Annotated in this window: 11 protein-coding genes; 10 read left to right on the forward strand and 1 reads right to left on the reverse strand. The window is 44.9% G+C overall.

Going from position 1 to position 13,881, the window contains the following annotated elements:
* Nucleotides 1–641: 641 nt before the first annotated feature.
* Both ACFFT4_RS27220 and ACFFT4_RS27225 read left to right on the forward strand, forming a co-directional pair.
* A complete protein-coding gene (locus tag ACFFT4_RS27220) occupies nt 642–1,604 on the forward strand; it encodes a helix-turn-helix transcriptional regulator (protein WP_378052205.1) in 963 nt (320 codons plus the stop codon).
* 110 nt (nt 1,605–1,714) lie between these two features.
* A complete protein-coding gene (locus ACFFT4_RS27225; RefSeq protein WP_378052206.1) occupies nt 1,715–2,341 on the forward strand; it encodes a type 1 glutamine amidotransferase family protein in 627 nt (208 codons plus the stop codon).
* A 536-nt stretch (nt 2,342–2,877) separates the two neighbouring features.
* Here the strand turns inward: ACFFT4_RS27225 and ACFFT4_RS27230 are convergent.
* Nucleotides 2,878–3,075: a DUF2281 domain-containing protein gene (locus ACFFT4_RS27230; RefSeq protein ID WP_378052208.1), complete on the reverse strand. Its 198-nt coding sequence runs from the start codon at nt 3,073–3,075 to the stop codon at nt 2,878–2,880.
* Nucleotides 3,076–3,356: 281 nt separating this feature from the next.
* On the opposite strand from ACFFT4_RS27230, the gene ACFFT4_RS27235 reads away from it, so the two are divergent.
* The 8 genes from ACFFT4_RS27235 to ACFFT4_RS27270 all read left to right on the forward strand — a co-directional run bounded on the left by ACFFT4_RS27235 (nt 3,357) and on the right by ACFFT4_RS27270 (nt 13,878).
* On the forward strand, nt 3,357–3,710 hold the full coding sequence (locus ACFFT4_RS27235; RefSeq protein ID WP_378052209.1) for a BlaI/MecI/CopY family transcriptional regulator: 354 nt from the start codon (nt 3,357–3,359) through the stop codon (nt 3,708–3,710).
* Between the two features lie 9 nt (nt 3,711–3,719).
* On the forward strand, nt 3,720–5,405 hold the full coding sequence (locus ACFFT4_RS27240) for a M56 family metallopeptidase (RefSeq protein WP_378052210.1): 1,686 nt from the start codon (nt 3,720–3,722) through the stop codon (nt 5,403–5,405).
* Nucleotides 5,406–5,584: 179 nt separating this feature from the next.
* Complete coding sequence (locus ACFFT4_RS27245; RefSeq protein ID WP_378052211.1) at nt 5,585–9,454, forward strand: GLUG motif-containing protein; 3,870 nt, start codon at nt 5,585–5,587, stop codon at nt 9,452–9,454.
* A gap of 252 nt (nt 9,455–9,706) precedes the next feature.
* Nucleotides 9,707–10,864, forward strand: coding sequence for a nucleotidyltransferase family protein (locus ACFFT4_RS27250; RefSeq protein ID WP_378052400.1), 1,158 nt, complete (start codon nt 9,707–9,709; stop codon nt 10,862–10,864).
* Between the two features lie 37 nt (nt 10,865–10,901).
* On the forward strand, nt 10,902–11,939 hold the full coding sequence (locus ACFFT4_RS27255; RefSeq protein ID WP_378052212.1) for a phosphoenolpyruvate carboxykinase (ATP): 1,038 nt from the start codon (nt 10,902–10,904) through the stop codon (nt 11,937–11,939).
* A gap of 1 nt (nt 11,940) precedes the next feature.
* Complete coding sequence (locus tag ACFFT4_RS27260; protein ID WP_378052213.1) at nt 11,941–12,360, forward strand: hypothetical protein; 420 nt, start codon at nt 11,941–11,943, stop codon at nt 12,358–12,360.
* Between the two features lie 4 nt (nt 12,361–12,364).
* The gene (locus ACFFT4_RS27265) at nt 12,365–13,030 is read left to right on the forward strand and encodes a glycosyltransferase family 2 protein (protein WP_378052215.1); all 666 of its coding nucleotides are present in this window, start codon (nt 12,365–12,367) and stop codon (nt 13,028–13,030) included.
* The gene (locus tag ACFFT4_RS27270; protein ID WP_378052216.1) at nt 13,027–13,878 is read left to right on the forward strand and encodes a glycosyltransferase family 2 protein; all 852 of its coding nucleotides are present in this window, start codon (nt 13,027–13,029) and stop codon (nt 13,876–13,878) included. The genes ACFFT4_RS27265 and ACFFT4_RS27270 overlap by 4 nt, the downstream gene beginning before the upstream one ends.
* The last annotated feature ends 3 nt before the right edge of the window (nt 13,879–13,881 follow it).

Genomic DNA, 13,881 nt, shown 5'->3' on the forward strand with positions numbered 1-13,881 from the left:
CCGGAAGAGGTACCTTTATTGTATCACGAAGTATCTCTTTTCCAGAAAGGCTGCTGCTGCCCTTTCTGGTGGCAAAATTGCTTGCTGCATGCGAAGTTCTCAGAGCAATATGTTGACTCTGCTTACTCGGCACATGTGGAGCCGGTCATATTGATGGTTCGTAAATGAGATGTGGCAGGTTCGCTTAAAGATAGATTGATTGAAGTAAAAGACGTGATATGTAACACTACAATATGACAAATGGTGGAGACTTCAATGGCTGTGATAAGGCCCGACCGGGAAGGCTGGCCTAATTTTACGAATTAGAAATCAGTTATTATCAATCACGGTAAAGATCGCTCTCAAGTATACCATCTATTCAAAACTCTCAGTTCGATCCCTCTAAGGTCCACCATATATGATAAACGCACGCAGTCCGTCGGGGCTGCGTTTTTCAAAATTGGGGCGTCCCGTGCGTAGGGAGTGCTGAGAAACCTCAACGAATTGTCATCAACGAAATATCTGGATTGTCAACATAATAAGGAACTCAGGAGTGTATCAACACTACTAGGCGCAGAATAAAGGAATACAGTTGATTAGCAAACACTTAAAGTGTTTGTTAGAATTTAAGTATAGTGTTAATCAAAGGTGAGGGTTATGTTATGCCAAAAAATGATAATATGCTAACCATTCTATGGATGTTGAATTCGGGAGAGAAATTGACTGCGAAGCAAATATCGGAAAAGTTAGAGATAAATATAAGAACAGTTTATCGGTATATGGATGCATTATGTGCCAGTGGCGTCCCTATCATATCCGACGCCGGGCACAATGGCGGGTATAGCTTGCTGCACAATTTTATCAAATCTCCTCTGTTATTTAGTATGGATGAAAAAAAGACACTGCTTCATGCTGCCCTATTTGCAAAAGAAGCCGGGTATCCTTTGAGTGAGGCATTAGAAAATGCAACATCCAAGTTGAAAATGTATTCGAATCAGGAGCAGGAAAGGTTACTAAGCCATCATTTAGCCGGATTTGAAGTCATAAACCGCAGGGGATACCCCGCTGTACAGCCGGTATTGCAGGAATTGGAGCACGCTGTAGCAAATGAATGGTCTGTAGAAATTTCTTATCGTAACAGTCATGAAGAGCAGTCCCCCTATAGGGTAATAGACCCCTACGGCGTGGTTAATTGGAACAATAAGTGGTACACCATTGCATTCTGCCACCTGCGGAATGAGATCCGCAGCTTTCGGGTAGAACGAATTCTGAGCATCACACGCACACCATTCTCATTTAGGCGTCCCAATGAATTTTCAGCGCGTACTTTTTTTATGAATAATCTGTTACCAGATGTAGCAAGTAAATCCGGATACATTTCTTTAATTATTAGTGGTAAGGCAGAGGCGTTGGATGATCTATGCATACATTGGTTTTTGGAGCATCATTTGCAGGAGCGGACATCGACGCAAGCCATTTTTTTACTTGAGGAAGAAGCACTGTATACACATGTTCCGTTAATCATTCTTCCTTATGGGAAATCCATTCGAGTTATAGAGCCACAGAATCTAAAGAATAGACTTGTGGCGGTTGCTTCAGAGTTAATGGAATATTATCAAGTTTAACAGCTTCACTGACAGCAGTTGTCAGTGAAGCTGTTTTATTATAAGGATAACCACTCATTACAGATGAATGGTTGTTGTTACCTAATAAACTTGATGAGGAGTACTTAGAAATGAATAATACCGTATATCTTTATGTGTTTGATACCATGTCCGATTGGGAAATAGGTTATTTAGCCGCCGAACTGAACTCTGGAAGATACTTCAGACAGGGGCTGGCTCCTGCCCAAATAGTCACCGTTGGGATAGAAACGACTCCAGTAACTACAATGGGCGGATTGAAAATAATGCCTGACATCAAAGTGGATGAGTGCAGCATTAAAAGCGTAGATGCACTGATTTTACCTGGTGGAAATACATGGACAGAAGCTATTCACGTACCCATATTAAAAATGGCCGAGATGTGTTTAAAGGAAGGGGTAGTCGTTGGAGCAATTTGCGGCGCTACCTTAGGACTTGCTCAAGCAGGATTGCTGGATTCACATGGGCACACAAGCAATGATTTGGCCTACCTTAAAATGGTTTGCCCTTCTTACACGGGAGAAGAATATTACAACATGGAATCGGCTGTCACCGATGAGAGATTGATCACTGCATCCGGAGTAGCTCCATTAGAATTTTCTGTTCATGTTTTAAAAGCGCTAGATGTATTTTCTCCCAAAACATTAGACGCTTGGTATCGTCTTAATAAAACTCATGAACCTAAATACTTCCACGAGCTAATGAGTTCAATCCAATGACAGTTTAGGAATAGAAGGCATGTAGAGTCGGTCATATTGATGGTTCGAAAATGAGATGTGGCAGGGTCGCTTAAATTAAATGATTGATGCATTAGACATGTGAAAAGCTGGTGAGGAAATAATCTTGACCACATTTACCTAAAGTAAAGAGCTCAAGTTGATCGTTTGATGATCATTACTTGAGTTCTTTTCTGTTGTAGGTTTTTGGCGAAAGTCGTCAATATTAAGCACTCCACACATGTGGAAGCGGTAGTGTCATTACATCGGACTGGTCAATAATTGGGGGACGCCTAAACCCTAAGTCATCACTACGCACAACAACAGCCCTTCACCACTGAGTAGAGCGGTGAAAGGCTGTTGTTGCTTCTTAATTCACTCGTCGAGCAGATGCATGAATTGCTGTTTAACCTCTGTGAAGAGCGAAGGTTTTAGGTGTCCGAATTTTTTAATAACAATTTGACAAGACAAGAACGGGACGCTGTTTGGTTGTAGACAAGTCACTGTACGGAAAAGGAATCAGTACAATATCTCCTTGTCTATACATTGTTCCAAACCTCATCGTCCACTGAATTATTCCAGAATTCCATGCTGGTCAGGCTGGCGTGTTCGAGATTTTTTAATGCTTCGCGTTCTCGTTTTGCGTTCAGGTATCCAATAAAATCGGCAACTTCAATGGCGTCCTGCTCAGGTATATGGTCAATGATGCGCTTTAATTCTTCTCGGTTAATGCTCACAATATCACGGCCTTTCGGAAGAGGTACCTTTATTGTATCACAAAGTATCTCTTTTCCAGAAAGGCTACTGTTGCCCTTCCTGGTGGTAACTAAATTGCTTTGCTGGCATGCGAAGTTCTCAGAGCAATATGTTGACTCCGCTTACCCGGCACATGTGGAAGAGGGAACTGGAGTAAGAAAATTGGTAGGCTCTATCGACAAATTTATTCTACTCAAGTAGAATACTAGTATATGATTCTACAGCAGTAGAATAGTGATGAACAGGGGGCTTTCATTTGGTTATGAAGTTATTCGATAGCGAGCTTAATATTATGGAAATCTTGTGGAGAGATGGCGATACTCCGGCAAAGAGAATTGCAGAAATTGCAAAAGAAAAAGTAGGTTGGAGTAAAACAACAACGTATACGATCATCAAGAGATGCCTGGATAAAGGGGCGATTGAGCGGCATGAGCCCAATTTCGTCTGCCATGCGCTTGTTACACGAGAGCAAGCGCAGGAACACGAAACAACGGAACTGATCAATAAAATGTATGATGGCGCCCCCGACAGACTGATTGCTTCATTGTTGGGACAGAAACGGCTATCGAAGGAAGAAATAAACCGCTTAAAACGTCTAATCGATAGTTTGGAATGAGGTGAGGGGATGTCGTTGCTTCAAATGAGTATCTCGGCTTCCGTCTTTATTTTTGCAGTAATTTCTTTACGTTCCTTGCTCATTCACAAGCTGCCCAAAATGACCTTTATGTTTCTTTGGGGTGTTGCACTGATTCAATTGCTTGTTCCTGTTTCAGTTCAATCGCGATTTAGTGTTTTTACGGCAGCGGAACATGTAAGCAGAATGTTTACAGCGCCCAAATTGATTTCCACACCTGAAAGTTCGACATTTAATAATGGAACTACGGTAATCATGCCGCCAATTACAGAACACTTGACCGCGCCGATGATGCCATTGAAGATGGCCTCACAAATATCGCCTTTTGTATGGGTGTGGTTAGTTGGTTTTATGTTATGCGCTTTATTTTTTATCATTCCGCATTTAAGGTATCGCAAAATCTACAAAATGGCTGTGCCTATCCGAAACGATTTTATAAGAAAATGGCAGCATTCAAATCTGTTATGGCGAGATGTTCAAATCAAGCAGCTGGATCATATTTCAACTCCGCTTACCTACGGTATTTTTCAGCCTGTTGTCCTCTTGCCGAAAAATTTGGACTATGACGATGAGAAACAGCTTGCGCTTATCCTGACCCACGAATTTACGCACATCAAGCGATTCGACACACTCCAGAAATGGGTTCTTGCCACTGGCGTATGCTTCCATTGGTTCAACCCTTTTGTATGGATTATGTATATCCTTGCCAATCGCGATATCGAGCTATTCTGTGATGAAACGGTCATACGAAAATTTGGGGAAAACACGAAATCTGCTTATGCCAGGGCACTTGTACGTTTGGAAGAAAAGAAAATCGGTTTGTCGCCGATGATCAGCAGCTTTTCCAAAAGCTCAACCGAAGAAAGGATAATATCGATCATGAAAACCAAGAAAATCACGATCGCCACGATGCTGCTCGCCATTGGGCTTGCAGCCAGTGTCGTTGTCATCTTTGCGACTTCTGCATTGGACAAAATGGAACCTTCTGCGGGTGTCGACAATCCCATAGCCGAGATAGCCGAACCTTCAGCCGAAGCAGTGCCTGCATTATCTCATGGTCCCATCACTACCGAAATAGTGCCCGCATTATCTCAAGGTGCCGCCACTACAGATTTAATGCCGCACGATTTAACTTTCAACAAGAAATACGATGTACCGAAGTTGATAGACAGCCTTATGGCTTCAAAGTATCGTGCAGTTTATATGGACAACGAAATATCTTTACGGGTCATGATGGATAACACAATACAGATCAGCAAAGATAATGGCGCGGCTTGGAAAAAACAGGATACAGATGAAGTCGATGCAAAAGAATTTGCAAAATGGCTGCTGATCAATGATCCGAATCCGGGCTATTCAATAGAAGAAGTTCAGACTCGCTTGGCAAATGGGGCAGAAGTCAAACATTTGGTGTTTGAAAATGTGAAGGAAATGTATTTCATCATCGACGGGAACGGCGTACAGATTGAACTGGTACAGCCTGAAAAAATAGCTTCTGTTCTGATCGACGGTCAAAGAATGATGATTACTTCCGCTATATCAGCCCAGAGGCTGAAATCATTTTATGACTTGTTAGTGTCGAGCCATATACTTTCGGAAACTCATGCCGAACAAGATTATTCGGAAAGAATGAAGGTTCTTGAGAAAAATCTACCTAATTTTATCGTGACAAAATAAGGTGGGTTACCGTCCTTTATGAAATATCGGCGTCGGTCTAAATGATCAACGTCTATTCGTTTATGAAACTGAAATTCAAACATAATCGTGAAGGGTTATAGTCTTTCATAATTCTTTCACTGCTCTATGTTACGATGTCGCTGAAAAACGGGTGGCGTTATAGCGTTAGGAGGAGAATTATGAATCAGTGGATAAAACAAGGGGTTTTGGTTTTAGTCATTTGCATGCTGGTAGTTGGACCTTACCCGGGAGGATTAGCGGGAACTGTTCATGCAGCGGGACCTTTTGCAGGTGGTGACGGAACACCTGACGATCCGTTTCAGATCGCAACAGCAGAACAACTTGATGAGATCAGGAATTATTCATCGAGCCATTTTGTTTTGAACGAGGATATCGATTTAAGTACGTCTAGTGCATCTTCCGACTGGGTTCCGATCCCTGACTTTACAGGCAGCTTGGACGGCCGAGGCCATCGTATTACCAATTTGTATATTCAAAGTACAGGAAACGACGTCGGACTGTTCGCCAAAGTTGGGACTGCTTTGAGTAATGGGATTGTACATAATTTGGAGGTCCATGCCTCTCAAGTTCAGGGAATTGATAATGTAGGTATCCTGGCCGGAACCAACTTTGGCTCTATAGAAAACGTCAGTGTTACAGGAGCTGTATATGGGCAGAAAAGTACAGGCGGTTTGATCGGTTTTAATAATCAAATCGTTAATCGCCAACACAGGGTATTCAACAGCCATGCCGATGTATATGTGTCAGGACTTATGAACGTAGGCGGTCTGATCGGCGACAGTTCCCGGAGCGATATTATCAATAGCTCTGCGTCTGGCGTTGTTACAGGCCAAGGTGATCATATAGGCGGTCTGATCGGTCAGAATGGCTCGAGCCTTACCCTAGGAAGTCACGCAACAAGTCAAGTCCAGGGTGTCAATAAGGTAGGTGGTCTGGTTGGTCGCAGTTTTACAAGTGATTATTCGGACAGTTCGGCAGCAGGCCAAGTTCAGGGTGAGGATAATGTAGGCGGCTTGATTGGGATTATAGAGGGTACTGACCCTAGAACAATTTCCCAAAGCTCGGCAACAGGTGATGTCAATGGTAATAAATATGTAGGGGGCTTGATCGGATATAGCTTGAATAGTGCCATCACAGACAGCTCTGCATCGGGTGACGTTACAGGTCAGGGTGACTATGTTGGCGGTTTAATAGGAAATTTCAGTAAAAGCAACATTTCCGACAGCATTGCAACAGGTTCAGTCGCAGGAGAAGGTGACTATGTAGGCGGTTTAATCGGGCATGCTCTGGAAAGTATCGTATCACTCACCTCAGCATCAGGCTCGGTCGTAAGCAAGGGGGGCTATGTAGGGGGCTTAATCGGACAGTCTCGAGATGGTGACGTTTCCGATAGTTTTGCAACAGGCGATGTGAAGGCGAACCAGCGTTATATCGGTGGTTTAATTGGCCGCAATAGGGGAGGAGATGTCGCTAATAGTTATGCTGCGGGGACAGTTGTCGGTGACTTCGGACCTGTAGTGGGTGACTTTGGGTATGTCGGCGGCTTGATTGGTCGCAGTTCGGACGGGGATGAAGTGAAAGACAGCTTTGCTACAGGTAATGTAACAGCCAATAGCGATTATATTGGCGGTTTAATAGGATATGCTGTAGGGAATGTTACGGATAGTTATGCGACAGGTCATGTTGATGGCGAACGGTATGTAGGCGGTTTGATCGGCGATTTTAGAAACGGGGATATTTCAGATAGCTTTGCAGAGGGAATGGTTACTGGCGAGGACTATGTAGGAGGTCTCGCGGGATTCATTATGGGAGGAAACGCCTCAATTAGTTCTGCATCCGGGGATGTTCGGGGCGATAGAAGTGTAGGCGGTTTGGTTGGTGAATATATAACGGGCACGATTACTGAAGGTGCTGCAATGGGGAGTGTCACGGGTAGCCGTAATGAAGGGGGGCTCGTGGGCAGTTTCCAAGAGGGTGACGTTTCCTTCAGTTATGCTGCCGGCGAAGTAAAGGGTCATAAAAACACGGGTGGCTTGATCGGTGAATTTGTAAATAGCTCCGTCACCTACAGCTATGCTGCAGGGAACGTTGCAGGTGAGGTAGACGCCGGCGGTTTAGTCGGAGGGAATAGGAAGGGGGACATCTCTTTTTCTTTTGCCACGGGGAATGTGTCTGGCTGTGATGATATCGGAGGATTAGTGGGTGACAATGATCAAGCGAACATATCCAATAGCTATGCTACAGCTAATTTAACAGGCTGCAATCCAGGCTCGGATTCCATCGGAGGTCTCGTTGGGGATAATTCCGGAACAATTGAAAATAGTTTTGCGAAAGGTTCGATCATCGGGCCTATAACTAGAGCCGGCGGTTTAGTGGGTGACAATCGCAACATCGAAGGAAATATCACGAACAGTTATTACGATCTGGAGTTATCAGGGCAATTAGATAACATCGGTCAGGGATTAACTTCCGAACAAATGAAAGATATTGCAAACTACGAGGGCTGGAACTTCGATGCCGTATGGAAAGTGGATCAGCATCATGACGGATATCCTTATTTGATCGGAATGGAGAGCATGCAAGCGTTCTTAACTTACATGGGGAATGATTCGAACGATGATAGCGGGTTGTATGTAAGCAAGCCTTATAAGACCGGCTCTTTGATGACTATAGAGGATCTTGACTGGACAAGGACAGGACATCTCCTCCAAGGGTGGAATACAGAGTCTGATGGCAGTGGGGTACCCTACGGGATCGGCGATACGACACAATTGACTAGTAATTTACTGCTCTATGCCAATTGGCAGCCTATTCGTTCGGACAATGCGAATATGGCAAGTCTTAAAATTGTCGCTCGTGGTGAAGAGTTAGCGTTATCTCCAGAATTTGCGGTAGAGGAGAAAAGTTATCGAGCGGAAACCACGTCAAGCGAAGCAACGATTATAGCGACTCCTTCCGATGGAAGAGCTACAGTGAGCTTGGAAGGAGACGAGTTGGATGGAGGGAAAACCGTCTTTCTTGTCGAGGGAGACAATGGGTTTGAGCTTGTCGTGACAGCGGAAAACGGTGAGACAGAAGCTTATAGCCTGACGATTCATCGTAAAGGTGTTCCAACAACACCGGGAAATCAAGGGAGCAGCGGATCTGGAGGGTCGCAGTCCAACAACGCCAATCTTGCCGACTTGAACGTTATCATAGATGGCGAGAAGCTAGTAGTATCACCAGAGTTTGCGGTAGAGGGGACTAGTTACCGAGCGGAAACAATGTCCAGTGAGGCAACGATTAAAGTGACTCCATCCGATGCAAGAGCTGCGGTTTCCTTGGGAGATGAGAGGATAGACGGAGAGAAAACGGTCGCTCTCGAAGAAGGCGATAATGTGTTCGAGCTTGTCGTGAAAGCAGAGGACGGGACGATCAAGACCTATCGTCTGAAGATTTATCGTGCAGCAGCACAGGAAGCTTTGGAACCTCCGGTATGCCCATTTTCCGACATGACGGGTCACTGGGCAGAGTCATTCCTATGTGAAGCCTTCGAGCGAGGCATTGTAAACGGTCATACGGAAACGAGGTTTAGTCCGCAAAGCGGCATCACACGAGTCGAGTTCGCAGCGATCTTGCTCCGAACATTGGGTATGGCTTCATCAGCCTCCGCATTGACCGAGCATCGCTTTGTGGATGAGGATCAAATTCCCGCTTGGGCGACATCTACGGTTCATATTGCGGTGGAGAAGGGTCTATTATCTGGATATCCGGATCATTCGCTTCGACCGATGCATAACGTGAGTCGAGCGGAGATGGCGGCGATGATAGCGAGAGCGATGAAGTGGGGGAACTCACCAGGGAACACAACCTTCCGCGATGATGCCGATATACCGCATTGGGCCAAGGGGGATATCCAAGAAGTCGCTGCGAGAGGTTTACTGAATGGGCGTGGAAACAATCGATTTAGTCCGTTAGAGTCGGCGACCAGAGCGGAAGCAGCTGTGCTGCTGCTGAGATTATGGCATGTTATTGATGAGTTAAATTAGCGCGAAAGAAAAATCAGACCGCAGATATGCGGGCGGAAATAGCAAAGAGGGGCGACGAGCCCCTCTTTTTTGCTTGCCAGTGTAGGTGGCTCCCATTGCAATGATTAGTACAGCCTCTTCCATCCGGTGTGGGTCCTCCATTTGTAATAACGCGGGGCCCTTGAAGTCTTTCATTACTCTTTCATTCCATGCTGATAGAGTAGGGCAAGAGTCTTAAAATGAGTACATTAGCAACAGAGAGGAAAGAAAGTGATGGACTTTAAAATAGAAAAAGAGCTGCAGAAGCGGGTGCTTGTTCCAAGCGAGCAAAGGTTGATGTCGCTGCTGTTTAAGGAACATGTGAGTAAAGAAGAAATCGAGAATCTGCTTCAAGGTCTAAACATAGACGTGGCTAATCATAATTATTTGCTGATGTTAGCTCATTTGGGATTTGGTGTGAATTGGATGGGGTTTCCCGGACAAGTCATTCCGCGATTAAAAGGGATCCATCGCTATTATCAGGCGCAAAACGCGTTGATGCTGCAGAAACTTTATCTATTTACACAAAAGTTGAATGAAGAGAAAATTTACCCGCTGCTCTTAAAGGGAGACGCGATGCGACTGTATTTTGCTTCGGGAGTATCCAGAATGATGGCTGACTTAGACTTGGCGTTTGAGGGTGAAGAGTATGGGAAAGCTTTGTCCATTGTTCAAGATAGGGGTGCGGAGTATGTAGGAGAAGCTAATCATTCCATGACCTATAAGCTGGGGCAGACGGAGATGGATCTTCATCATGCGATTTTTAAGAACAATCTGGAGAAGGGCAGCGATATTTGGAAAAGAGTCGTTCCTATAGAGGTTAATTCCTGCCATTTCAAAGTATTGTCGCCGATCGACATGTTCGTACATCTATTGGATACGCAGTCCCGATGCCTATTTAGTATTGAAATGCCACAGCGTCGAATGAAATGGTTATATGATGCGAGAATGGTGCTGCGAATGATGCCTGACACGGATTGGGCAGCTATTGCCAAGCGAGCGAACGAATTGCATTGTATGTATCGGGTTCACTTGATGATGAAATTTTTTGCGACTTGTTATCCGGAGATCATTTCATTGGAGGACGTAAAGACTTTATTTGCAGTGGATAGCGGATATGCAGCATGGCTCAAAAACGCAATGGATTATCATGAGATGATTGTGTCCTACATGAAAGAACGGAGTAAGAGGAAAGACAAATCAATCACGCTGTGGTTATTCAAGTTAAGAATAAAACACAAACCCTTACGGAAGACGTACAGGTATTATTCTCAGGAATTAAAGAGACTAAGATCGGATATGTGTTATGCAAGATATGTTGCGGAACATTATCATTTTAATCGACCGGACCTGTTGTATAAGAAATATCTTTCAAGAATACGGTTTCGTTAATTGGAACAGATTCCAAGCGAGAAAGCGAGAGTCAGCAATGGGGAATGAAAAACCGACAATTTCCGCTTTTTTCGAAAGGGTGGAGCAACACATTTTAAAGAAAAACGGGGTTCTCTATGAGAGCTTTCAAATCGGATTGGCAGGTAAAAGGGTTGAGATTCGATATTGGGATGAAAAGGAAGTTTCGTTAATCAGATACTCTGTGCTGGGCAGAGTGCTCCCACAAGAGAAGTACGCAGTGCCGGATGCAGTCATCTGGTGTTATACGCACGATGTAAATCTCTATATTCCTGACTCGTTCCGTGATCGGCCGCTGCCTGAAGGCGCAATAACCGATGTATATCAGGGAAAGGATGCAACGGGATGTATTAGGATTACCCGAAGCGCGGAGATGGCGGGCGCCGACTATATCAGAAATACGTATTATTTTTGCAGACAAGCAGGCACTGACGATGAGGATTGTATGCTGGGGCATCCGCTTCTAAGATGTTTCTATTTCTGGGCAGAGCAGGAGAACCTGTTGATTCTGCATTCCGCTGCAGTCGGGTTTAATCATAAAGGGGTATTGATTAGCGCGCGGGGAGGCGCCGGTAAGTCGACTTTATCGGTGAGCTGCTTGCTTGAGGGACTGGATTTTGTGTCAGACGATTATGTGTTGCTGCGTGAAACCGGAGAGGTCAATGCCCTGCCCTTATATACAATGATTGGATTAAATCAGGATATGTATCGGATTCTAAAACCGAATATGCCTGTGATCAAGACGGAGGAGAAGCGAAACGGAAAGAAGTTCTTTGACGCATCCGCCTATTCTTTTCAAGAACAATTGCCGATCAAAGCGATTTTATTTCCGCATGTTACGGAGGGAAGCGAACCAAGGATTGCTCCGGCAGATCAAGGCCCGGTATTGGTAAAATTGGTTCATTCCAGTGTAAGCCAGATTGGCGGACGAAGAGATACAGAAAGGGTTAGGAGGATGATAGCCAGACTGAAGCCTTTGCCGGTTTATGAGTTTAGTTTAAGTAAAGACCTTAAGCAGAATGTGGAAGTGTTGAAAAACTTTATGGAGGGACTTTAACATGTATAAGTTAAACACGGAGAAAATGTTTTATGATATTGCGGACGGACAAGCCATTGTCATCAATTTTGAAACTGGGATGTATTACGGAACAAGCACTCTGGGATCGATGGTTTTAGATGGGTTGATCCAGGGAAAGGCGCCAAAGCGGATTGTCGATTCCATCCAAAATAATAAGGATTGTGTCACGGACATCGATCAGAGTGTAGAGCGGTTTATTGATGCTCTTGCGGAAAAGGAAATTATCATTGCGGATGATCAACCTTACAATGCGGAACAATTGAACGATCTGGTCGTCGTTGATGGAGATTATAGCCTTGATCTGAATGAGTTCGCAGAGGTTCAAGATATCCTGTTGGCCGACCCTGTACATGATGTGGAAGCGGATATGGGATGGCCTACGCTCAAAGAAGAGGATTAATCCAGTGAAGCTGTCTATTATCATGCCTTTATACAATGCTGGAGATTATTTGGAAGAAGCGGTGGAATCGATACGGAACCAAACCTGGAATGGAGAGCGGGAGATCATTATTGTGGATGATCATTCAGAGGATCATTCCCTCGCCCTAGCCCAGCGTTGCGGCGATCTCGTGATCTCGGTGGAGCATGGCGGTGCAGCAAAGGCAAGGAATGTCGGACTCCAGATGGCCAGCGGGAATTATATCTTTTTTATGGATGCGGATGATGTTTTGTCTCCGGATGCTTTGGAACACCTGTTTGCTGCCATGAAGGAAGATGCCGATTGTGAGGTTGTATATGGTAAGGCAACGGATTTTGTTTCGCCTGAGCTATCGGATGAACAACAGAGGCGGCTGAAGGTAAGGGAAGCCGGTTATGGCGGCGTTTTGCCGGGATGTGCGCTGATCAAAAAATCGGTTTTTGAGCGGAGCGGATACTTCGATGAGAATCTTTCAAGCGGAGAAACGGTAGCCTGGATGATGAAGTTGAAGGAAACGGGAGCCGCAGTTCGGGAAATCAATCAAATTACCTTAAAGCGACGCCTTCATATGACCAATACTGGACGGTTGAAGCGCGAAGAAGAAATGAAGAATTATGCGGCGATTTTAAGAGAAAGGATGTTGAAGCGTTGAAACCGTTAGTATCCATCATAACGCCAGTCTATAATGCCATGCCTTATCTAACCGCCTATTTGGATTCCGTGGAAAATCAAACCTATGCGCCTCTGGAACTTATTTTAGTGGATGATGGGTCTACCGATGATTCATTAGCGGTTCTTACCGAGAGAGCGGCGACTTTGAAAGAGAAAGGGATAGCTGTGCAAGTGTTATCCCAGAACCATGCCGGACAAGCGGCTGCCGTAAATCTGGCCCTTCGGAGGGTGCGCGGTGAACTGTTAACTTGGTGCGATGCGGATGACTACTGGACGAACGACAGTGTGGAGAAGAAGGCGGAGTGTCTTCTTGCTCATCCCGAACTCCATATCGTACGCAGCAACGGCGTGATCCAGGATGAGACAGAAAACCCGATTACCTATAGAGAAAGAGAAAATCAACCCTTTATATCGGATATATTTGACGATTTGTTCCGTGAGCGCGTTCTGGAGCTTGCGGGCCGATTCATGGTGCGAACAGAAGCTTTGTTTGCCTGTTATCCGGATCGCCATATTCCTGTATCCAATGTGGAACAAAATCTGCAGATTCTGCTTCCCGTCGCGAGCAGAAGCCAATGCGCTTATCTGGAAGAGGAATTGCATGTCTATTGCCGGAGGAGCAGCGGCCATTCCAGTCAGAAGCGTAGTTTCACGGAGACGATGAAAAGGATAGAAGAGGTTAAGCAGCTTTACTTAAGTATTTTGCCTTATTGTGAATGTGATCAAGCGTATTATCGTCAGGAAGTCGAAAATATGACTGCCGCATCGAAGAAGAAATTAATGCAAACTACGGTCATGAGGGTCAGAAAGGGAACGGGCAAAGAATGAAGA

This window comes from Cohnella cellulosilytica (genome assembly GCF_042431195.1).
GTDB lineage: Bacteria > Bacillota > Bacilli > Paenibacillales > Paenibacillaceae > Cohnella > Cohnella cellulosilytica.